Annotated in this window: 17 protein-coding genes and 3 pseudogenes; 11 read left to right on the top strand and 9 right to left on the bottom strand. The window is 46.6% G+C overall.

Annotated elements, in window-relative coordinates; translation table 11 throughout:
- The first annotated feature begins 701 nt into the window (after positions 1-701).
- From BUB38_RS10360 to rhuM (BUB38_RS17035), 8 genes and pseudogenes are all read left to right on the top strand, one after another.
- Complete coding sequence (locus BUB38_RS10360; protein WP_073160258.1) at positions 702-1,208, top strand: KilA-N domain-containing protein; 507 nt, start codon at positions 702-704, stop codon at positions 1,206-1,208.
- A 43-nt stretch (positions 1,209-1,251) separates the two neighbouring features.
- On the top strand, positions 1,252-2,193 hold the full coding sequence (rhuM, locus tag BUB38_RS10355; RefSeq protein ID WP_073160256.1) for a RhuM family protein: 942 nt from the start codon (positions 1,252-1,254) through the stop codon (positions 2,191-2,193).
- Between the two features lie 537 nt (positions 2,194-2,730).
- Positions 2,731-4,752, top strand: a complete 2,022-nt coding sequence (locus tag BUB38_RS10350) for a glycoside hydrolase family 43 protein (RefSeq protein ID WP_073160254.1) — start codon at positions 2,731-2,733, stop codon at positions 4,750-4,752.
- A 175-nt stretch (positions 4,753-4,927) separates the two neighbouring features.
- Positions 4,928-5,167, top strand: a complete 240-nt coding sequence (locus BUB38_RS10345) for an AAA family ATPase (protein ID WP_073160252.1) — start codon at positions 4,928-4,930, stop codon at positions 5,165-5,167.
- A gap of 735 nt (positions 5,168-5,902) precedes the next feature.
- Positions 5,903-6,913: a glycoside hydrolase family 5 protein gene (locus tag BUB38_RS10340; RefSeq protein WP_073160250.1), complete on the top strand. Its 1,011-nt coding sequence runs from the start codon at positions 5,903-5,905 to the stop codon at positions 6,911-6,913.
- Positions 6,904-7,911: a hypothetical protein gene (locus BUB38_RS10335; protein ID WP_073160248.1), complete on the top strand. Its 1,008-nt coding sequence runs from the start codon at positions 6,904-6,906 to the stop codon at positions 7,909-7,911. Before BUB38_RS10340 ends, BUB38_RS10335 begins: the two co-directional genes overlap by 10 nt.
- 909 nt (positions 7,912-8,820) lie before the next feature.
- Positions 8,821-9,501 carry a hypothetical protein gene (locus BUB38_RS10330; RefSeq protein ID WP_073160246.1) on the top strand — a complete coding sequence of 227 codons (681 nt, stop codon included), beginning with the start codon at positions 8,821-8,823 and terminating at the stop codon, positions 9,499-9,501.
- Positions 9,502-9,778: 277 nt separating this feature from the next.
- Positions 9,779-10,640: pseudogene (gene rhuM, locus BUB38_RS17035) on the top strand (RhuM family protein).
- Positions 10,641-10,652: 12 nt separating this feature from the next.
- Here rhuM (BUB38_RS17035) and BUB38_RS10320 read toward each other — a convergent pair.
- Complete coding sequence (locus BUB38_RS10320; RefSeq protein WP_073160244.1) at positions 10,653-11,174, bottom strand: hypothetical protein; 522 nt, start codon at positions 11,172-11,174, stop codon at positions 10,653-10,655.
- A gap of 230 nt (positions 11,175-11,404) precedes the next feature.
- Here BUB38_RS10320 and BUB38_RS10315 point away from each other — a divergent pair.
- Both BUB38_RS10315 and BUB38_RS17030 read left to right on the top strand, forming a co-directional pair.
- A pseudogene (locus tag BUB38_RS10315) lies at positions 11,405-11,725 on the top strand (virulence RhuM family protein); the annotation flags it as partial.
- Positions 11,718-11,986, top strand: a pseudogene (locus BUB38_RS17030) (ATP-binding protein); the annotation flags it as partial. The pseudogenes BUB38_RS10315 and BUB38_RS17030, both read left to right, overlap by 8 nt.
- Positions 11,987-12,143: 157 nt before the next feature.
- Here the strand turns inward: BUB38_RS17030 and BUB38_RS10310 are convergent.
- Positions 12,144-13,313: a tRNA dihydrouridine synthase gene (locus BUB38_RS10310; RefSeq protein WP_073160240.1), complete on the bottom strand. Its 1,170-nt coding sequence runs from the start codon at positions 13,311-13,313 to the stop codon at positions 12,144-12,146.
- 105 nt (positions 13,314-13,418) lie between these two features.
- On the opposite strand from BUB38_RS10310, the gene BUB38_RS10305 reads away from it, so the two are divergent.
- Positions 13,419-13,793 carry an HU family DNA-binding protein gene (locus BUB38_RS10305; protein ID WP_073160238.1) on the top strand — a complete coding sequence of 125 codons (375 nt, stop codon included), beginning with the start codon at positions 13,419-13,421 and terminating at the stop codon, positions 13,791-13,793.
- Positions 13,794-13,893: 100 nt separating this feature from the next.
- Here the strand turns inward: BUB38_RS10305 and BUB38_RS10300 are convergent, their stop codons facing one another.
- From BUB38_RS10300 to BUB38_RS10270, 7 genes are all read right to left on the bottom strand, one after another.
- Positions 13,894-14,625, bottom strand: a complete 732-nt coding sequence (locus BUB38_RS10300; RefSeq protein WP_083542095.1) for a pseudouridine synthase — start codon at positions 14,623-14,625, stop codon at positions 13,894-13,896.
- Positions 14,625-15,689 carry a hypothetical protein gene (locus tag BUB38_RS10295; protein ID WP_139258402.1) on the bottom strand — a complete coding sequence of 355 codons (1,065 nt, stop codon included), beginning with the start codon at positions 15,687-15,689 and terminating at the stop codon, positions 14,625-14,627. The genes BUB38_RS10300 and BUB38_RS10295 overlap by 1 nt, the downstream gene beginning before the upstream one ends.
- A 5-nt stretch (positions 15,690-15,694) precedes the next feature.
- A complete protein-coding gene (locus tag BUB38_RS10290; protein WP_254794938.1) occupies positions 15,695-16,264 on the bottom strand; it encodes an MlaC/ttg2D family ABC transporter substrate-binding protein in 570 nt (189 codons plus the stop codon).
- 20 nt (positions 16,265-16,284) lie between these two features.
- A complete protein-coding gene (locus BUB38_RS10285; RefSeq protein WP_249269474.1) occupies positions 16,285-17,604 on the bottom strand; it encodes a TolC family protein in 1,320 nt (439 codons plus the stop codon).
- A 156-nt stretch (positions 17,605-17,760) separates the two neighbouring features.
- A complete protein-coding gene (locus BUB38_RS10280) occupies positions 17,761-18,369 on the bottom strand; it encodes a lytic transglycosylase domain-containing protein (RefSeq protein WP_158236699.1) in 609 nt (202 codons plus the stop codon).
- Positions 18,370-18,454: 85 nt separating this feature from the next.
- Positions 18,455-19,144 carry a hypothetical protein gene (locus BUB38_RS10275; RefSeq protein ID WP_073160230.1) on the bottom strand — a complete coding sequence of 230 codons (690 nt, stop codon included), beginning with the start codon at positions 19,142-19,144 and terminating at the stop codon, positions 18,455-18,457.
- Between the two features lie 2 nt (positions 19,145-19,146).
- Entirely contained in the window at positions 19,147-21,003 is a 1,857-nt protein-coding gene (locus tag BUB38_RS10270; protein WP_158236700.1) for an alpha-amylase/4-alpha-glucanotransferase domain-containing protein, read from the bottom strand.
- Positions 21,004-21,455: the final 452 nt, after the last annotated feature.

Here is a 21,455-nt window from a genome sequence, read left to right as displayed (position 1 = left end):
CAGTCGGGAGCAAGAAACTGCGATGTCAAAACAAGCAAAGAAAACGCTCGTAAACGCACATGTGGATACACGCACGAATTCCCCGGGCACCGAATGGATACAGTACGCCCAGGGTACAGCATGGCCTATGCAACCATAGGTCAACGAACGTTTGTCTTATTCAATGGTTTTGAAAAGTGTCGAAGTTTTCAGCTGTAGAACAAGAGCAAACTCAGCAAGAGTCGTTCTTGTAGCATACTTCACACACATTTAAAGGAAAAAGGCGTGGAATTGAATGCATCTACCCAACTGAAGGCCTTCGACTGCCCAAAACCAAGTAAACACAAACAACCCACGCCCCAATTGCGTGCCGTAAACACGGCAGCAGATGCAATAGCATCTAAAGGGTCGTTTGCGTACAGGCAGATTTATCAAATATGCATATAGCAAAACGATGCCATCAAGCAAAGCCTGATAGCAAGCGTGAGCGTTCGTCTTGCACCGGGTTTTTGAAAAGTGTCGAAGTTTTCAGTTCGGAACAAGAGCAAAACTCTTTATGTACACGGGGAATATAGATAATCCAGCATGTCAGTAGGTGTCACTCAAATTTTTTCGGCGTCCCTATTGCCCATTTTTACAAAATTGGTTATATTTTGTTCACTAGAACATTTGTGCATTAAATTTGTGTTTTTATATCCAGCTTGTAACACAAAGGAGTAAATATGAGCAAGATTGAAGTTATGAATACCGAATATATTGGAGAATGGGAATCAATCTATAATCCAAATTTTAATTATACCGAATTCGGTACAATTAAAAATGCCGCCGGTTCCAACAATTTCGTTCTATCAACAAAACAGTGGATTCTCCAGACCAACGCAATCGGAATTATTGCTAAATCCGGAAGATACGGAGGAATCTACGCGCACCGCGATATCGCATACCATTTCGGAATGTGGATTAGTCCCAAATTTCAATTACTCATGGTAAAAGAATATCAGCGTCTCAAAGCAGCGGAGTGGCGCACTGCCAACCCTACACTACCGGGGAACGTCCGTGATTACGCGACGGTCAACCAACTGATTTGCCTCAGCAACATGGAATCGTTAAACTCCGTCTTGATCAACGAGGGTGTAACGCAAAGCGAACGCATAACAGAGCTGAACCAGATTGCAATTTCGCAGATGACAGTTTTGGAAAGTATCGGGCAAAACAAATTGCTGAAGTGAATTTTGTGTTTTTATATCCAGCTTGTAACACAAAGGAATAAATATGGAAGAGAAGAATGAAATCATCGTGTATCAGCCCGAGGGCGGCGAATTTCACATTGAAGCGCGTTTGGATCAAGATACTGTATGGCTAAATCGCCAACAAATGGCAGTTCTATTCGGTAGAGATGTCAAAACAATTGGAAAGCATATTAATAACGCCTTGAAGGAAGAATTGCGAGGACTTCCAACTGTCGCAAATTTTGCGACAGTTCAAGAAGAAGGTGGGAGAAAAGTCTCAAGAAATGTTGAGCATTACACTCTTGACATGATTTTATCTGTAGGTTATCGGGTTAAATCGCAAAATGGTATTTTATTTCGCCAATGGGCCAACCAGGTTCTCAAGGAACATCTTCTGCGCGGAGCAAGTGTAAACCAACGCTTTATGCTGACTGAAGAACGAGTTGACAGGCAACTGATTAATCACGAAAAACGTTTGGACGAACTTGACACAAAAGGCATGGAAACGAGCTCTCGCCTAGCCACTCTCGAAAAGCAGGTGGACTTTTTCGTCAAGGCAAACCTACCTCCCAGTGAGGGCATCCTGAATGCAAAATCCTGGTGGAGTGGGTATGAATTTGCCTGCCAGCTGGTGCGTTCCGCAAAGGAAGAAATCATCGTCATTGATCCTTTCGCAGATGATGTCGCACTCTCACTTGTTGCCAAGAAGTCTGCGGGTGTAAATGCGTTTGTCTATTCCGGGCATGTAAACCGACATCTGCGAGAGGAAGAAGAACGACTGAATCGTCAATTCCCAACTGTTAAACTCGAAGGCATGCAGAATGTTCATGACAGGTTCATCATTGTGGACGAGACGGTTTATCACATCGGTTCATCCATCAACGAACTCGGGAAAAAATTGACCGCATTCTCCGTGCTGAATTTCGTTTCAAAGCAGCAACTGCTGGAAATGGTGTCGCAGGCGTCTGGAAAGAAGAACTGCTAATTTTTTTGGGGGGGCGAATTCGACCCCTATTAATGGAAACTATAGAGATATTGCGTTTGTAATAAATGTGGCGAATTCGCCATATTTTAAAGAGGTCGAATTTGACAACTTTATGAAGATTTATCGCAATGTTACTGATTTCCGTTATATTAACAAATTCTTGACGCGTTCTAAAATCACGTTAAACCCATTGAATTCGAGGAGTTTAAATGGGTCTTAATCAATTGTGACACAAGATAGGAGGCAATCATTTCTTTGAAGTTAAGAATCACAGGACGCGGGGGGCCGAAATTTTCGCAGCCTTTGACTTTGTCGCCATGCTGTACTTTTCAGAAATCAAGGCAATCTCGGGGACATCGTGATAGAAAAAATATCGAACGAGAACAGTCTCGTTGTGTAAGATTCCGTTTTTTTCGTTGTTGTGAAGTGGTTAGAAATTCTCAACGAAACATATGAGGTTCCACCCTCCATATTTTCACAACCTATGGATTTAGCGTATTTTCATAAGAGGTAATTACCAAAACATTGGGTGCGAATATGAATAAGAAAATCTTTCTTGCGGCAACGCTTGTGTCCGTTTCGTCCATGGTAATGTCTTGCGGAGACGATGAATCCGTAAACAAGAACCTTGATGACGACCCCTCTCTGGAACTTCCCGAGGATACACTCAACCCGGAACAGCCCAAGGATTCCCTCAATCCTATTCAGCCTAAAGACAGCGTCTCTCAAGAGCAGCCTAGCGACCCTCTCGACAAGGATGATGACATAAAGAACGTGGCGAAGTACGATATCGCTCTCACTATTGAAGATATCATCGTGGACTGGTTTGGCGGCGGCGGCGAAAAGGACACAACTAACAACAGCTTTACCTACAAGCAATACGCCAACAACTATTGGGATATTCACGACCTGGACACGGACGTTTTCACCAAGGTTGAGATAGCTTTTACCAAGGCCGTCGAATACGACAATATTGACGTAATCGCAACCTACAGCGACGAAACCAAGACAACGGAAAGAATCTCTAGCGGTGCAAAAAATTTTGCATTGACCTTTGAACCGGGCAAAACTCTCGTTAGCTTGGCACTGGTCGTAAGCCCCAACACACCTAGTGATGCAGCGACCATTAATTTCGGTAAAATCATTATCCGCGCAAAGGACTCTGACGGCACTGTAAGCAAGATGCCAGTGAAGTCCCCAAAACTGGGCGTGGGCAACGGCAACCCTATTCTGGATTTCCAGTACTGCGCAGACCCGACCGCCATTGAATACAAGGGACGCCTCTATGTGTATGGAACCAATGACCATCAGCAGTACGAAGAAGGCGTCAGCAATACTTACGAGAAGATCAAGACTTTGGTAATGATGTCCACCGACGATATGGTCAACTGGACTTACCACGGATTGATTCCTGTCGGCGAGGTGGCTCCCTGGATTATGGCTTCATGGGCACCAAGCATCATCAGCAAGGAACAGGCCGATGGCAGCACCCTCTTCTCCCTCTATTTCTCCAATAGCGGTTTTGGCACCGGTGTTATCCAGGCAAAGTCTCCGGTAGGCCCGTGGACATCTCCTTTGAGCAAGAGCCTTATCGATGGCGACCATCCCGTTGTAAAGGGCAGCGGCTCCATATTTGACCCAGGTGCTGTAATTGACGACAATGGCGATGGATGGCTTTCGTTTGGTAATGGTCAAGGCTGGATCGCCAAGCTCAAACCAGATCTGCACTCTCTCGATGGGGATCCGGTCAAGCTTCCGTCCCCGTTCCATTTCGAGGCTAATGAGCTCAATTATATTAACGGCAAGTACGTGTACACCTTCAACAACGACTGGGATGACCATACGCCCTGGGATTGGGGTGGCGAGGCGCCAACTGCCTGCAGCATGAATTACTTTACCAGCACCGAGCCGCTGAATCCCGATTCCTGGACCTACGGCGGAAACTACTTCAAGAACATGGGTGAAAATGGCATGACCTACGGCAACAACCACACCCATCTCCATAAGTATCAGGACAAGTGGTATCTGTTCTATCAGGCAGCAATTCTTGAGGCTTCCATCGGTTCCCATGGCGGTTTCCGCAGCATCTTGGTTGACGAAATCGAGGTGGACGAAGCAAAGGTTGTCATCAAGGAAGCTAAGCCGACTTACAAGGGCGTAAAGGCTATCAAGAATCTTGACCCCTATATTGTGCAGCAGGCATCAACAGCTGCGGCTACCTTGGGCATTCGCTACGTGCAGACAGAGGAACCGGGCCACATGGTGGCTACAATCGGTACTCCCAGCAAGGACGGCCCCGCACCTACAGAAGGCATCATCGAAGTTCGTAATGTAAATTTCAGCAGTGCAAAAACTCTGAAGGCTTTGGTGAAGGGCAAGGGTTCTGTAACTCTCCGTCTTGATAAACGGGATGGTGCAAACGTTGCCACAGTCAACAGTTCTGCAAGCGACTGGCAGGAACTGGAAGCAAAGTGCAGTGGCATCACAAGCGGCGTTCACACCGTCTACTTGATAATCAAGGGTGATGTGCAGTTCGATACCTGGCAGTTCGCGAACTAGTTGCTCAAAATTTCCTACAGATTCTGGTAGAATCACAAACCACCCCTTAAGGGGTTATTACTGCCAGCGCCTAAATGACGCTGGCTTTCTCTTCGTTCAAGCCATCGTGGACTGATGTCAAAGCAAAGCAAAAAGTTGCAAAACATCATTAAAAAACATTGCAAAAAGTTGTAAAATGTTAAAAAGAAAGCTAACGAAGGTCCTAGAAAACTGGCTAAAGTCGGGTCATGAAAAGGCACTGCTGCTTACAGGCGCCCGCCAGGTCGGCAAAACTACGGCTGTCCGCGAATTCGCAGGCAAGTTCTACAAGCATTTCGTAGAAGTGAACTTCGTAAAGAATCCCATCGCAAAGCAGGCCTTCGACTGCCCTGAACAAATAAACGCAAACAACCCACGCCCCAAAAGCGTGCCGTAAAAACGGCAGCTGGTGCAAGATGCACCCAAAAGAGTCGTTTGCGTACAGGTAGATCTATTAAATATGCATATAGCAAAACGATGCCGCCAAGCATAGCCCGGTAGCAAGCGTGAGCGTCGCCTTGCACTCTGATCTGAAATTGTCGAAGTTTCAAGCGAGGACAAGAGCAAAACTCTTTATGTACACAGGGAATATAGATAATCCAGCATGTCAGTAGGTGTCACTCAAATTTTTTCAGCGCACCTATTGCCCATTTTTATCAAATGGTTTGTCAGGCTAAAGCACACAAAAGAGCATAAATTGTCGAAATTACGCTGTTTTTGCACTGTTTGGCACAGTCGCATTACAATTATATAGTAAAAACGCAGCCATACAAAATGGCTTGACATAATCTGCAAAATGGCTGTGTCAAGCCGAAACGTACTTTTGGTCAGGGCTAGCATAAAAGGTTCATTTCGTAAACCCATTGGAAACTGCATTTCTGCTGTAAAATCGCCAAAATAGTACAGTTTATTAGCTTCGCCGCCAAAGCCTAAAATACTAAAAAATGGTCTAAACCAACAAAAAATTAGGTTAGACCAAGTATCTAAGATACAGTTTTTAGATAGGTAAATCTCAGTAAGTAAAAGGGTGTGATATTTTACTTAGTTATATTAGGTCTACACTTTGAAAGAACATTGCCTTTCTTTTTTTTTAGAATAGTTTATGGAAAGGCAAAAAACAGAGGACCTTCCGATGAATTTCAAAAGAATTTTCAGCATTCCCTGCTGCATTGGTCTACTATTTAGTTCAGCCAATGCACTTCCCACTGCAAAAGAAGTCTTCGCGAAAATGGGAATGGGTTACAACATCGGAAACACGCTGGAAGTTCCCATGAACCCATCCGCCTGGGGTAACGATTTTCCCACCCAGGAGCTGATCGATTCCGTCAAGTCCGCGGGTTTCAACACGGTCCGCATTCCCTGCGCCTGGTACAGCCATTCCAACGCCATCGCCGTAGACTCCAACTGGACACTTTATACTCCTGACGGTGACGAGAACACCATTAATGCCGCCTGGCTGGATTCCGTAAAGACCGTGGTAGATTACGTAGTCAAGCGAGACATGTACGCCATCCTCAACATCCACTGGGATAACGGCTGGCTGGAAGACCATATCGGAACTTCCGTAGACGAAAAGATCAATGCCCGCCAGAAATCCTACTGGGAACAGATTGCCGCCAAGTTCAAGGATTACGATGAACATCTGCTGTTCGCCAGCACCAACGAGCCCGGCGAAAGTGGCGACGGACTGAAACAGGACAACGCCAACACACTGAAAGCCTATCACGAGACCATGATCAAGGCCGTTCGCAGTTCCGGCGGCAACAACGCTACACGCACCATCATCGTGCAGGCACCCGACACCGACGAGAACAAGGCCCACAATTACCTGAAGGGAAACTTCCCTGCTGACCCTGCCGGCACCGACTACATGATGGGAGAATTCCACTTCTATCCCTATACGTTCGCCTTGATGGAACAGGATGCTGACTGGGGCAACACCGTGCGTTACTGGGGCGAAGGCAACTACTCCACCACAGATGTCGCTCACAATGTTAAGAAAGGCGCCTACGCCAGCCCCGAATATGTGGATTCCGTCTTCGCCATGCTAGGAGAAGATTTCAAGGACATTCCTATGGTCATCGGTGAATTCGGCGTCATCAAGCGTCTTGAATTGAAGGCGAAGACCTTCGATTGCATCTGAAGTCTCGCGCCGACTACTACGGCAGAATTGCGGAACTTTCCAAGAAGTACGGCTTCGTGCCCTGCATCTGGGATACCGGTGACGAAGGCAACGGCAACATGACCATCATCCGCAGAAACAAGAACCGCGGCATCCTGGATTACGAAAGTCTGAACGCCATGCGTGCCGCTTATGGTTTGCCCAAGTTCGAAGGCAACTCCATCGACGCCCTTGTAGAAAAGAGCTTGGATAATAGCGATCGTGAAATGAAGGTGATTTACAAAGCCCAAAGCGACACCGCAGAAACAGGAACTCTTAGCTACAGCTTTGCCGCCCAGGACTGGAGCCAATATACAGCCATGTCCTTTGACATCAAGTTCAAGGGATCCAGCAGCTCATGGTCTGGAGTAACCCTGTTCAACATGTCCGCAGATTGGAAATGGAAGCAGGTGAGCCTTGGTGACTTTGACGACTTTACAGGCGAATGGCAGAATATCAAGATTGCATTTGACGGATCCTCGGAACCGGGCATGGATTTTGAAGACATTTCCAAGGTGGTAGTCATCGGCATCAATGTTCAAGGCGTAGATGTGGATGCCTCCCTGGAATTGGACAACATTATCCTGTGGAAAGAGGACGGTACCAAGGTAACGTTCTTGGACTTCAATGACAATAAGGAACTGAAGTGCGAAGGCATTGCCGTAGGCGGCCTTGCTCCCTCTACCATCAATGACGGCGAAACAAGAATTACAACGCCTGCAAACACAGACTTTACTAGAGTGGGCCTGCGTTCCATTGATATCCAGCAGGGACCCATAAACGCAATCTTTATAGGAAACGAACCAGGTTCGGCCAAGGCGTTTCTTATAAACGGACTAGGTCAGATGATTGCTACTCAAAACATCAACGCAAAGGCAGGCAGCAACAGCATTCAGCTGAAGGCAGAAACCCGCGGTCCTGCAATCCTCATGATCAAGCAGGGCAGCCAGGTTTACAGCCAGAAGGTAATCCTGAAGTAATTATTATACACCCCGGATGTTTGGGAAAAAAAGGTCCGGTCACTTGAACGGACTTTTTTTTCATTATCATTTCTACAAATCAAAAATTTTGTTGCGAAAAAAACATCGGAATACATTGCGCTTTGAAAAATTTCAAAAGTTTTTTCTTTTGGCTGTGTCAAGCCGAAACGTATGGTCGGGACTTGCTAGCAAACTTTCTGGATTTTGTAAGCCCCTTCAAAACTGCATTTTTACTGTAGAAGCGCAATTTTTTGGCTGAAACCGGCTTTGGCGCCGCAGCTTTCTAATAGCAACTAAACAATCTTTTCTCAGCAATACAACTTGACTTGACAGAGCTTGCAAAATGGCTGTGTCAAGTCAATTCGTACACGGTGCCGTTGCTGCGAAAACGCATTTTAAAGTCTGTATTCCGATTGCGAAGGCGCCGTTGCTCTGTCAAACCCGATTGTATGGCTGCATTTTTGCTGTTTTTTCAGGCTTTGGCGCCACAGTGAACTTAGTGTAATTGTGCAGCAAATAAACAATTTAGAACGGGTTTACGAAATCAAAACCTTTTGCTAGCCGAGTAAAAAGGTACGTTTCGGCTTGACACAGCCAAATTTTTGGCTATGTTCTATTAGAGTGTAGAACTGCCATTTTAGGTTGAATTTGCTGAAAAAATACTAAAAAATGGTCTAACCCAACAAAAATTAGGTTAGACCAAGTATCTAAGATACAGTTTTTAGGTAGGTAAATCTCAGTTTCTAATAGGGTGTGTTTTTTAGATAGTTATATTACATCTACACTTTGAAAGAACATAGCCAAAACATTTATTGAAAGAGAATCAACAAGCAAACAAACTATAAAAACTTTAGAAACTTTTGGAAACCGAAGACGCTTGTACAATATTCTTTTGGAGACGCAACGAAGATGACTTTTAGATTTCTTGTTGTAACCCTTTTAGTGATGAGTAGTTGTGCTGTTTTGAATGGTGACCGAAATCGTTGGAGTGTGAAAATTTTTTCAGAGAGAATAAAGGACTCGTTCCATAGCAGGTATACGTATGAACCAGGGGAAAAGTCTATTTTGCGCTATAATGTGTGTGAAGAAAAAATAGAGAATCGAATAATTTTATACCCTTGTTCTCTAGAATATATAACATTCAAAGAATATGTAGAAACTTTACAAATAAAAGCGAGTGGGGTTGGTGAGTTAAATGTTCTATTTTTTTATTATGCGGCACAAATGTATTATTTTCCCGAGGATTCAAGTTCTTCTTCCGTAAAATCCATTTATTCGTTTGCGTCTGAACGGGGACCTATTTATATAGATAATAATGGGGCGAAATTTGCTCTTTGCCAATCTACAGATGGAATAAAATGCGATTATCTTTTTGCAGAAATATCAGTAAAAAAATACTGTGATTCGTGTATTACAATTTATCATGAAATATATATGGATTTATTTTTAAAAGAAGAAATGAATGCAGAAAATTTGTTGAATGTCTTGAAGGAAGAATCAGTGGCAGATGAAAATTATATTCCGTCTGATGTAGTTAGGCATACTTGGCCTTATTACAAGATGGATGGCAATAAAATGGCAGATTACTAAAATTTTTGGCTGTGTCAAGTCAATTCGTACACGGTGCCGTTGCTGCGAAAACGCATTTTAAAGTCTGTATTCCGATTGCGAAGGCGCCGTTGCTCTGTCAAGTATGATTGTATAGCTGCGATTTTGCTGTATTTTTAGGCTTTGGCGCCACAGTGAACTTAGTGTAATTGTGCAGTAAATAAACAATTTAGAATGGGTTTACGAAACCAAAACCTTTTGCTAGCCGAGTGAAAAGGTATGTTTTGGCTTGACAGAGCCCGCAAAATAGTGTACATTTGTGTATATAAATAACTTTGGAAACGTGCTGCTTTATCAAACTGAAGATGGAAAGTCCCAGATTGAAGTTTCTCTGAAAGACGATTCTGTATGGCTTTCAATAGACCAAATGGCGGAACTTTTTCAAAGGAACAAGTCTACCATTTCTAGGCATATCAAGGGTGTCCTTGAATCTGGCGAACTCACCGCCGATTCAGTTGTTGCATTTTTTGCAACAACTGCCGCAGACGGGAAAAATTACAACGTCGCCTACTACAACCTGGACATGATCATTAGCGTGGGCTATCGCGTAAATTCCCACAGAGGCGTGCAGTTTCGCATCTGGGCGACAAACGTCTTGCGGGAATACTTGACGAAGGGTTTTGCACTGAACGATGATTTGCTAAAACGCGCCGGGGGCGGCAATTATTTTGACGAGCTTCTCGCACTTCTCGGCTCACGGCCACACCGCAGCCGAAGTAATTTTTGAAAGGGCTGCCGCAGAAAAAGATTTTATGGGACTCACGTCATGGACGGGTGCCATGCCGAAACAGGGCGATGCAGAAATTGCAAAGAACTATTTGTCAAAAACAGAGCTCGACACTTTGAATAGAATCGTTTCACTGTACTTAGATTTTGCGGAACTCCAGGCTCAAAGCCACACGCCTATGTACATGAAGGACTGGATTCAAAAACTGGACGATTTCCTGAAACTATCTGGCAAAGCTCTGCTAAATCATGCTGGCAAAATTTCCGCCGATGTTGCAAAGAAAAAGGCGGACTCGGAATACGAAAAATTCAGCGAACGGACCGCACTGCAACTTTCCCCTGTGGAAAAGGACTTTCTGGACAATTTCGAAAAAATGCAGAAGAAAATAAAGTAAAAAATGTCCTGACTAAAAGCCCAGAGCAATCAACGCTCCGTAGCGTTGTTTCACAGGATCCGCCAAGGGCAACACCTGTATGGACAGCAACTGTTCTTCAGCTCCGTTTTTCTCAAGTTGTTTACGCTTTATATAATCCTCACGTTTTTTGTAGTACTGGTTATATTTGTTATGACGATGAATTTTCGCCAAGGAGAAAACGCCGTAAGCCGTCCACGACGGAAGAAAGAGAAAAAGCGGCGTCGCTAGCCCCCATTCCAGTGCGGACCATTCGCAATCATTATCCTCGTTCACATTGCAACCCATCGACCATGCCCCCAACATCATGGCCGAAATCGGAGCAACGGCACTCAAGCCAACGCTCGTCCAAAAAAGAACGTCCGAAACGGATTCATCTGTGCGAAATTTCTGATGATTGTACTCATACACCTTTTCGTAGTATGCAGCGGAATCTACTTCTGCAATTGGCGTCGTTTCACTTTGAGCGAAACAGGTCGCAGCCAAGAGGCATAAAGTAAGTACAATCAGTCTCATCGGGTGGAAAGATAATTTTTTCCGACGAGGTGGATTTGTCATGCAAAAACAAGGGCTTGTAAAAACCACTTTTTTTACTGGACACTGTATACCCACAATGTTTAAATCCTACCCAAATGTTGTCCCAAGTTTACATTTAGGCGATTTTGGGAGAATTTGCGCTTGAAATGACCCTGCTTGACTGCGGATGGTCATAAACACGGAAAGTATACAGTGTCACGGAGAATTGAATGAATACCACTGATAAGAAAGGCGAAATAGTAATCTATGTTTCCGATGACGGGTCTTCGCATCTTGAGGTGAAGCTTGAAAACGAAACTTTGTGGCTTACGCCAAAAGCCATGGCAGAGCTGTTTGAAGTTGGCGTTCCTGCAATTAGCAAACACCTAAAGAACATCTTTGAGGAAGGTGAACTGGAAGAATACAACCTAGACGCAATCATTTCCGTAGGCTATCGAATAAATTCCTCGAGGGCAACGCAGTTCCGCAAATGGGCTAGCCAAATTCTCAAGGAGTACATCGTCAAGGGATTTGCGCTAGATGACAAACGTCGGCGATATTCTTGAACGGAACGATATTCGTTCAAAGGATGAACTTTCGGAACTTCTGGACGTTCTAGCTTCAAATATTGGCAGTCTGACCAACCCCAAAAAGTTGTCCGACACATTCAAGAGCGTCAAGCAAGCTACATCGGAACCCCCATGAAGTTTTACTTTACCGATGCGGGACTCCGAAATGCACGATTGAACTTTAGGCAAATTGAAGAACCCCACTTGATGGAAAACGTAGTTTATAACGAACTTAAAATCCGCGATGCACTTGCTGGACCCTATAAAGAAACACCAGAATCAAGACGGTATCGTATTCTTGAACGTTTTCGACTTTTTGCTGGACGAGAACAGCCTCGTTGTGTAAGAAAGACAAACTGGTCAAAAATTTTGACCAGTTCTCAAGGGAGCCACCGACCACCTATCGATTCTCGTAGCGATTCCCGAAAACCAGGGTGTTATCCTTGGCGCCGTTCAGATTCACCAGGCGGTTGGGTTCGTAGCGCAGGCTCTTGGCGATGCCACTTTTCAGCTTTTCCTTGCGTTCGAAAAATTCCTCGGGAGTCTGGGCAGTAAGCAAAGTCTGACGGACATGCATGGCGGCCGACGTACCAGTCTGCGGTTCGTCCGCGCAACCTTCGGAGCCATCCACAAATCCCTTGCACAGTCGAGCGGCCAGTTGCTTTAAACGACCCATGGCGCCCATTTCCGTGCGGCCTTCTTCTTCCAGGAACTTGTAGTAGATGGAGAACACATCCAGCGCCTCTTCAGCGGTAATAATATGGGCCGGCTTACCTTCCCAAGCGTCGGCGATCTGCCCGAAAATCCAGGGGTTGTGCATGGCGCCCCTGCCAATGCTTACGCCAGACACGCCATAGGTATTGATGCGTTCCAGGGCACATTCCACACTATTCACATCGCCATTGCCAACCACGGGAATCTTTGCGGCGGCGGCCACCTTCCCGATCCAGTCCCAGTTGGCCAGACCGTTGTAGCCCTGCAGGCGAGTACGGCCGTGAACCACCAGAAGTTCCACCCCCTCCCCTTCCGCGATTTTCAAAGTTTCCATGACGTTGATGGAATCGTCATCCCAACCAATGCGGCACTTCAAGGTTAGAGGTACATTCACCTGACATGTATCCAGGGCCTTACGGGTATCGTGCAAAATTTCCTGCAGACGGGGCAAATCCCTAAGCAAACCGGATCCGCTACCCTTTCCCGCCACCTTGGGGGCCGGGCAGCCCGCATTCACCTCTATATAGTCAGGATGGAGCCCATCTGCGATTTTTTTTGCCGCAGCGGCCATCTTATCGGGATAACAGCCAAAAATCTGGATACCGAAAGGCTTTTCCTCGGGGTAGAATTTCAGCTGTTTATGGCCCGTAAGGCTAAAAATCTCGTCGGCATTGGTGGGTACGAACTCAGATACCAACAATCCCATGCGATTTCCCGACAAAACACGGCATAAACGCCTAAAAGGGGCATCTGTCACCCCGTCCATGGGGCTCAAAATGGTATTGGGAAACACCTCTAATTCACGGAGTTTAAAGGACTTAACAGCAGGTTTTAAATTTTCAACATCTTTCAACATTCTAATCACAATTATCCACAAAAAGTTCGCAGTATCAGCCCAGAAAAAATATTTAATTTCATCAGGACACCTAGCCTAACTCATTGATAAACCTATATTTACGTCGTGCCTAATATTACTAAACAAACTCTGATTCAAGAAATCGCCAAGTCCACTGGATTTGTGCGCAACGATATTAAGACCGTCATCGAACAGTTCCTCGACCTGGTGGGCGAAAAGCTGATCGAAGGCAATACCATCGAAATCCGCGGTTTCGGTACTTTCAGCTGCAAGCCTCGCAAGTCTCGTCCGGCTCGCAATCCCCGCACCGGCGAAACCGTCATGATCGAGGAACGCATGGTTCCCTCCTTCAAGTTCAGCAATGACATCAAGGATAAGATCAATTCCCTGGAAGCCATTGTGGAAGGCGTGAACGCAAAGCTGGAATCCGAAGACAAGGACGTGATGATCGCCGTCAAGTCCACCGAAGACGAAGCCTAATCAAGCGAACCAAATTTCTAACGAACCAAATTTAGTTTTTAGAGAGAGAAATGAAAGCCCCGGTTTATAACCGAGGCTTTTATTTTTAAGCAAACATTTTTTACTTCGTCAAAGAAGTAACTTCTTCTTCAGTCATAAATCGCCAGCCGCCGCTGCCCAAGGAACCGTCCATGGTGACAGGGCCGATGGCCTCGCGGGAAAGGGTCATCACATGGTTGCCCACGGCGGCAAACATGCGGCGCACCTGATGGTACAGGCCTTCACCGATGGAAATGACAACCGTATCCTTTTCTTCGCCGTCAATCACAATACGTTCTTCGGAAAGTTCACGGGCAAGAACCGGGCGACGTTCATCCTTCAGCATCACGCCCTTCAGAAGTTCTGCCTTCTGTTCGGCGGTAAATTCACGGGCCAAAGTCACGCGATATTTTTTCAGGTAGCCTTTCTTGGGGCTTTCCACCTTATGAATGAAATCACCCTGGTTAGAGAGTAAAATCAAACCAGAGGAATCCGCGTCCAGGCGGCCCACAGACTGCAGGCCCATGGCGGTAAAGCGATCCGGAAGCAAGCTGTAGATAGACTGATGGTCGCGGGCATTGTGGCTGCATTCCACATCAAGAGGCTTGTCCATCATGATGTACAATTTTTCAACCGTGGGAATTTCTTCTCCATTCACAACGATCGTCTCGGGGCGGGCCTTGAATTCCACGAAGGGATCGTCCACCACTTCGCCATCCATTTCCACCATACCGGCGCGGATAAGAGCGCGGGCTTCCTTGCGGGAGCCGAAACCAATTGACGCCACCAGGCGTTCCAAAGTCAAAGCAGGCATTATTCCTCCGCCATCATCTTAACAATTTTATTTCTAATCCAGCCCAGTTCAGGCAATTCATTTGTCTTCAACACGTGAGCTCGGCGACGCCAGAACTTATAGGCAATGATGCCACCATAAAACAGCGTTGCGATTAAAAGTCCTATAACGCGGCACAGATTGATGCTGGCCCGAACCTGACCGGCTGAGCGCAGTTCATGATCGTGAGTCCAGTCCATTCTGAAATCCCAGTCGCCAATGTACGGGTAACCCTTCAGAAATCCGTTCAGGGCTGCACCATAACCCATGTGCATCACCTCGCCGCGGAAACCTTCCACAAAACAATCCACAAAACGGATGCGGAACAGGCGCAGCAAGCAGAAGAACCATTTCTTCAAAGCCCAGAATGCAGTTTCGTCAAACTCCGGCGTCAAAAGAATCGTCCAGAATTCCGTATCTGTCAAAGAACGCTTTTCAGGTTTTTCTGTTTTTTCGGTTTTCTCAGATACGTCCACCTTTCCAGAAGATTCCGGTTCTTCGGACGTTTTGACTTTTACCGATTCTTCGAATTTTTTAGAAGTTTCAACCTTTTTAGGTTCTTCAGTTTTTACTTCTTCTACGAGAGGTTCAACCTTTTCAAATTCCGCAGCGACTTCAGCGGGAGCCTCAGTAGGTTCCGCAGCGATTTCCGTGACGTTTTCAGCAGATTCTGTAGCTTCGTCGACTACAGGAGTTTCCACAACTTTCGGGGCTTCCAATTTTTCCTTGGCAGGTTCCGGAGGGCGCGATTCAATTTTCGGTTCTTCCACCTTTTTCTTAGGCGGCACATAAGTGGGAACCACCGCCTCCTCGTTATCCGGGCGACTATCAAAATCCCCTACGGAATATTTTTCGTCAGCGGTCTCGTCTTCCGAAAACTTCTTTTCGTACTTATAGAACTGTTTCTTGAATATGGAAAACCGGGCCTCAAATCCTTTCAGCCCAGCCTCGAAATCAATCTTAAAAATGAACGGGAAAAATAAGACAACCAACGCCAGTACACAAAGTACCGCGCCGATAACAGTCCATGGCGTAAGCCACTGCAACAGGCTTACTTCTCCGCCTCGTCGGCTTTCTTGGAGATGACTTCAATCAGTTCAGCAAAGCTCTTGGTCTTAAGAATCTGACCGAACTGTTCCTTATAGTTGCGAGCCGTAGAAAGGTCGTCAATGACCAGATCCCAGGCCTTCCAGTTACCGTTCACCTGACTCATCTTGTATTCAAGAACAGATTCCTTGCCCTTGTTCCAGAGGTGAGCAACAACAGAAGCTTCTTCGCCGTTCTTCTTCAGCTTGGCCGGTTCATAAACGGTAGAGTCGGCGCGGTAAACTTCAAGGCGCTTGGCGCTGGAGTTCTTGACCATGCGCTGGAATTCTTCGACGAACTTTTTCTGGGAGGCTTCATCCTGAGCCTTCCAGTCGCTAGAAGACAGGGACTTCTTGGCCAGCAATTCGAAGTCAAAGGATTCGTTCAGCAAGGACTTAACGCGTTCAGTTTCCTTGGCGCTACGATTAGACTTCTTGATCAAGGCCTGCAGTTCGGCATCCTTCTTCTGGATAGAAGCGACGGGATCTTCGGCTGCAAAAGCAAACAGGCTTGCACAGGCAATAGCAATTAACATTTTCTTGAACATGTTCTTCCTCACTTTTTTATTAAATTCGACTGGAAGTCCTTCAGCGACAATCCCATCTTGGAGATCAGCTGAGCAAATTCCACATTGTACTTGCAAACCGCAAAATAATAGTCCTTCTGCATAGACACATTCTGGGTGTATGCAGAAACCAGGTCGCCCGTTTTAGACTTATCCAAGTCATACTGCATGGCCGCACCCTTCAAGATAGCTTCCGAAGCGCGAAGACTTTCCTTCATGGCATCCATCTTTTCCTTGGCGGACTGCACGATATAATACTGTTCTTCAGCCTTGGCAATCAAACCATTGGCGGCATAGCCTTCCTTCAGTTGCAAGCCACGATAATCCGTCTTCGCAGCCCTGAATTTTTCCCAGTTCTTCCAGAAATTCAAGTTATAACGGAGACCAAAACCAACTGCACCAGTCAACTTGTTCACCGCGTCTTCAGAGAAGGCATCCTTCTGCATAATGCTACGGTTACCAGCCCAGCTCTTTACATATTCCACTTCGCCCATCACGAAAAATTCGGGAGCCAGTTTAGCTTCTGCCAAATCCATCTGAAGTCTACGAGCCCTAAGACCAGCGTTCAGCTGTTTCAATTCCGGATGGTTACGGAAGGTGATATCGCGAACCTCTTCCAGGGAAGGCAGACGTTCACTACGGGGAGTCAAGACAGAATCCTCCGAAGCAAAAGTGTCTTCGTCACGCATGTTCAACGCAAAACGAATTGCCAGCAACACGCGTTTCATACCCAGGTTGGCTTCAGAAACACCTTCCTTCACGGTATGCATTTTCGCCTTGAGATTCAACAAATCCATCTGGGAAACACTGGGGTCATCATCATCCAGCGCCTCTTCCATCTTCTCGTAGGCATTATCCACCTGCTTCTGGGCATCAGCGGCAATGCGAATCATTTCCTTGGCAAGCAGGTAGTTGTAATAGTAAGTCTGCAGTTCCACATCTTTCTTGTGGACCTGATGTTCAATTTCAAAATTTTTCTGTTCCAGGTCTGCTTCAAGGGCAGCCTTGCCTGCACGATACTGTCCCAGATTCAAAGGCTGCACAAATCGAGCCTGCACGCCCCAATAAGGCCCCATCTTGGAAAAATCATAGACCTCGGTCGTGTCGCCATTATCGATTTCATCACGAAGACCAGGAGCCGGACCGACCATCATACCCACATAGAAAGTGGGCAAAATAGCCTCGGCCTTCAACTGAGCAATCTTGTCTTGTTTTGACTGGGCACCAAACCTTGTTTCTGCCAGCTGGGGATCGGAATTCAAGCCCTCTTCTACAAAGCGAGACAAGTCATACCGGACCTCTCCAGCCATGACTCCAACCGCACAAAATAGCGTGGCTAAAATTTGGAATTTCTTCCCAAAACAAAACATGGACCAAATTTACAAAAAGGCGAAGATCACGGCAATCGCATTTATGCGATTTGCCATGATTGAGCCGTAATAAATGCGAACGGAGTTCGCAAATTCTTACAAGAATGAAAGTTGGGTCAAGTTTCTATACTTTGAAACAACATGTTCATAATAACGTGTGGGCAAGGGAGTTCCCTTTTCCAGCATTTTATCCACAGCGGAATGTCCAAGGTTGTAAGCAATCAGGGCATCCTTCCAGTTTCCATATTTTGCAATAAGGCGCATCAAATAGGCAGTACCGACAGTCACGTTGATTTCCGGTCTGAGCAGGTCCTCTTCCTTTTCAATAGGCAAGCCAAAACGATCCCCCATTTTCTTGGCGGTCTCCAGCTTGATCTGCATTAAACCTAAGGCACCAGAAAACTTTCCCGACTGCATTCTACCGCGGGCATTGGGATTGCCGTGACTCTCCTGGGCCACCACCGCCAAAATCAGCAAGGGATCCGTGGCATAGGACCTGGAAATCTGCCAAATCTGTTCCGACAGGAGAGCACGTTGTTCTTCTGTTAGACGGTCCTTCGAGAGGTAAGCCAAAGCCTTGTCTATCTTTATAAAATCAATAGTCCATTTTCCCCAGGTAGACAGCCTATCTAGATCATTTCGTAATTCTATTTCCTGTGCAGCAATTTCAGATAACGCACGCTGCTGGGTAAACCACCTAGACACGAAAAGACCCAAAGCGCCAAACCATAGGATTAGCGCCAAGCCCAATAACCACGCAGGAAAACGAACACTGGTCTTCATAGGAAGCCTATTCCTCGCGGCGGGTATTTTCCAGATACTCCAGGTAACCGACCCAGTCCTGAATCAAGCCAAAGGAACTGAGCCTTGTGGTATCTTGCATCACCCCAAGCTTACGCAAAGGACCAATCGTTGATTCCAGTTTATCTATTTCGCGGATGTAGCGATCTTTCTGGTTCTGCAAGGCAATAATCTGGGCTTGCTTATCAGCCAAGTCTCGCCCCTGCGTCGATACGACAATGAACAAAGTAACAATCCAACCAAGAATCAAGGTCAAAAAGGCTATAGCCACACCAGGACTGAGCGTAATACCGGAACGCAAACCATAATAAAGGCCAATCTGCTGAAGCTGTTTCTTGGTTCCAGACTTCTTGTAGGCACGACGATTTTCATAAATCTCGAAAATGTTCTGATACCTGGAAAAATACTGGAATAGTTCGTTCTTGTCGAAAATAAGAATCAGGGAAGACTTGCGGGCCTTTACGCGATTCAACAAGTCAAGAAAGAAGTCAAGATACCGCTCACTGGTAAAATGACAATTCTGCAAATTCAGAAAGTAGAAGCAACCAGGCCCTTCAACAAGCATGGCCAGCTTTTCCTTCACGGCAGAAAACTGGGAAAAACCCAGAGAGCCGGAAAGTGTGATTTCCACATCATCGCCGCTAGATTCCACCTGGATGTCAATCAAGTCAGACTTCACGGTTACCTCTTAGAAAATCGAACGGTCATGTTCAGGTTCTTTTCGGCATTGGATTCCAGCTCGACCTTCCAGAAGGGGAACAGTCGAATGCCCTGCAAGGCTTCCGGCGCCGCAGACGACGAAGCACCAAACATCGGAGACACCAGCAACGAAGCCGGAGTCTCGAACTCAAGTCTAATGCGACTGGTAGTCACCTTGTCAAGGATTTCAATAACCTTGGCTTCTGGGTAAACCAACGGAGAACTAAAATCAAAAGCAATGGCGCTGCCATTCACAAGAATTTGACGTCGGCCATTACATGCAAGAAGTCCTGTTTCAAGAAGGGAGCCAAAGAATCCCTTGGCCAAGGAGAAGGCCGCATTCGTAAGTTTAAAACGAAGATCAAAATCAGACCCTTCAGAAGAAAGTTCATAGAACTTCTCCACAAGAAGGACTCCCATCTGTTCGCTGAACGAGAAATGCTGTTCCCCCAAAAGGAGAATATCCGTACCCCCCTCATGACGCTTCACCTGATAATCGTAGGGTTCTCGCAAAGCACCCTCACGATATTCAAGAATCTGATCAAGCTTGGCCGCACTCAATTCCACATTGGGAATCATGAAGTCCATAAAACCCACGGCAGCTTCACCATCATCTCGCCAAGAACCTAGCAGACTGTTTTCTGAATTCTTTCCATTCAGAATTCTAAGAAAACCGCCACCGAAATAATCAAGCATAAACGAGTAGGAATGGTTCTCAGCCCAAATCTGCTTACGACCTTCCAACATAAAGTCAGCCACTTCCAGCCTGATTCCATCAAAGGAAACCAGCTCTGACAAGCGGTTTGCCGCCTGCATCAGGAACCTGGCCCCCCACCAGCGAACCAGGGGTGAACGCATACCTTCACAATCCTGCATATCTCGATAATAAATCGGAGACATCAGCGGCAACAACATTTCCAAAAAATCCTGCTTCGCCTTATCCTTCAGGTTTCCAACCGCACGCCTATACAAGGATAGCAGGCACTTGTGCAGCAGATTCACCTCGGGGCGACGGATCAGAAGCTCGCGGCAAGTCTTAGCTGCTGCAGGCAAACCAATCTTTCTACCCGCAGAAAGCAGGGAACTCAGACGACCTTCCGTACTCTGGTCGTTGACCAAACTAGAAACAGTCTTGGTCTGCAGATCATTAGTCTCTACAAAATCCAGCAGCCTTTCAAAGAACGGCACGATGTCGCCCGGCATAGGAGGAACATCCAGTAACACAACGGCAGTCTTGCCACCACGGCAATAAGGTTCCGCCAATTCCAGCCAGCGGTAATCGTCATTCTGAATCGCATTGGTGATAACCTCCGAAACAGGAACCACCCGCAAGAAGGACCCCTTGTCCTCTACCGAGTACCAGCCAGAAACCGGAGTCGTACGTCCAAGAGCATCCTGAAGGGCGGACTCCTGCACAAGGGCATATTCAAACCGATGCTTTTCCAGAAGTTCCGTCATGTCCATTTCCCAAACCATGGACGAGTTAAAGTATCCGGTCGGCTCAATGGAAAAATATTTCCAGAGCAACTCCGCCTGCTTCTGAAGCTGCATCGATTGCAATTCCGTAGGGAACAGGGGCAGCATCGCATCATGGAAACCGCCACCCAAAAATTCAAGACATCCCTCTTCAACAGCCCTGCGGAATTTACCGAACATCAAAGGCCTGGCAACACGTCCTGCAGCCTCAAGCGTAGGTCCATCCATAAAAATCGAAAAACGGAACTTGCCAGATTCAAGCACCTTGCTCATACCAGACAACAAGTTTTCCGCAACAGCATCAAGCTTTGCGTAAGCGGTCGACGGAGGCAGCTGCAATACTATAGACAGAGACGGTTTCATAAGATAAAGGATAGCAAAATCGTACGCCATAAGCTCGCACGAACACCACAATCACCATTCCCAGGTGGAAGTCCCTTGGTAAAAAACAAGAGCCCCCTGGCGAGGGCTCAAAGAAATTTTTTTAAGGTATTCTTTTGAGGGGATGATTCGTCGGGCAGGCCCCGCAAACCCGGGGACAGGCGGAAAGGCCGCCGGCAGGGTACGCCTTTCCCGGTAAGCCTCCTGCGACAGCTTATGGCCTGCGCCTGGCGACGGCAGGTGCGGCGGGCCGAAGCCGCGCCCATGTACGGCGGGCGATGCCCGCGTCGACGCCCCGGCGCGACGGCGATGGACATAAAAGAAAGGGCCCCCCGAGGTTTTTCCTCGGGGGGCCCGTGAATCCAGCGGCGACCTACTCTCCCGGACCCGTAGGCCAGGTACCATCGGCGATAGGAGGCTTGACTTCCGTGTTC

Source organism: Fibrobacter sp. UWH5 (assembly GCF_900142505.1).
Lineage (GTDB): Bacteria > Fibrobacterota > Fibrobacteria > Fibrobacterales > Fibrobacteraceae > Fibrobacter.
This window is presented reverse-complemented; position numbering and strand designations above follow the sequence as displayed.

What these genes read in the sequence shown, in the direction of transcription:
- BUB38_RS10360 (WP_073160258.1), top strand. Translation starts at nt 702, where the DNA reads ATGAGCAAGATTGAAGTTATGAATACCGAATATATTGGAGAATGGGAA.
- rhuM (WP_073160256.1), top strand. Translation starts at nt 1,252, where the DNA reads ATGGAAGAGAAGAATGAAATCATCGTGTATCAGCCCGAGGGCGGCGAA.
- BUB38_RS10350 (WP_073160254.1), top strand. Translation starts at nt 2,731, where the DNA reads ATGAATAAGAAAATCTTTCTTGCGGCAACGCTTGTGTCCGTTTCGTCC.
- BUB38_RS10345 (WP_073160252.1), top strand. Translation starts at nt 4,928, where the DNA reads ATGTTAAAAAGAAAGCTAACGAAGGTCCTAGAAAACTGGCTAAAGTCG.
- BUB38_RS10340 (WP_073160250.1), top strand. Translation starts at nt 5,903, where the DNA reads ATGAATTTCAAAAGAATTTTCAGCATTCCCTGCTGCATTGGTCTACTA.
- BUB38_RS10330 (WP_073160246.1), top strand. Translation starts at nt 8,821, where the DNA reads ATGACTTTTAGATTTCTTGTTGTAACCCTTTTAGTGATGAGTAGTTGT.
- BUB38_RS10320 (WP_073160244.1), bottom strand. Translation starts at nt 11,174, where the DNA reads ATGAGACTGATTGTACTTACTTTATGCCTCTTGGCTGCGACCTGTTTC.
- BUB38_RS10310 (WP_073160240.1), bottom strand. Translation starts at nt 13,313, where the DNA reads ATGTTGAAAGATGTTGAAAATTTAAAACCTGCTGTTAAGTCCTTTAAA.
- BUB38_RS10300 (WP_083542095.1), bottom strand. Translation starts at nt 14,625, where the DNA reads ATGCCTGCTTTGACTTTGGAACGCCTGGTGGCGTCAATTGGTTTCGGC.
- BUB38_RS10290 (WP_254794938.1), bottom strand. Translation starts at nt 16,264, where the DNA reads ATGTTAATTGCTATTGCCTGTGCAAGCCTGTTTGCTTTTGCAGCCGAA.
- BUB38_RS10285 (WP_249269474.1), bottom strand. Translation starts at nt 17,604, where the DNA reads ATGGCTGGAGAGGTCCGGTATGACTTGTCTCGCTTTGTAGAAGAGGGC.
- BUB38_RS10270 (WP_158236700.1), bottom strand. Translation starts at nt 21,003, where the DNA reads ATGAAACCGTCTCTGTCTATAGTATTGCAGCTGCCTCCGTCGACCGCT.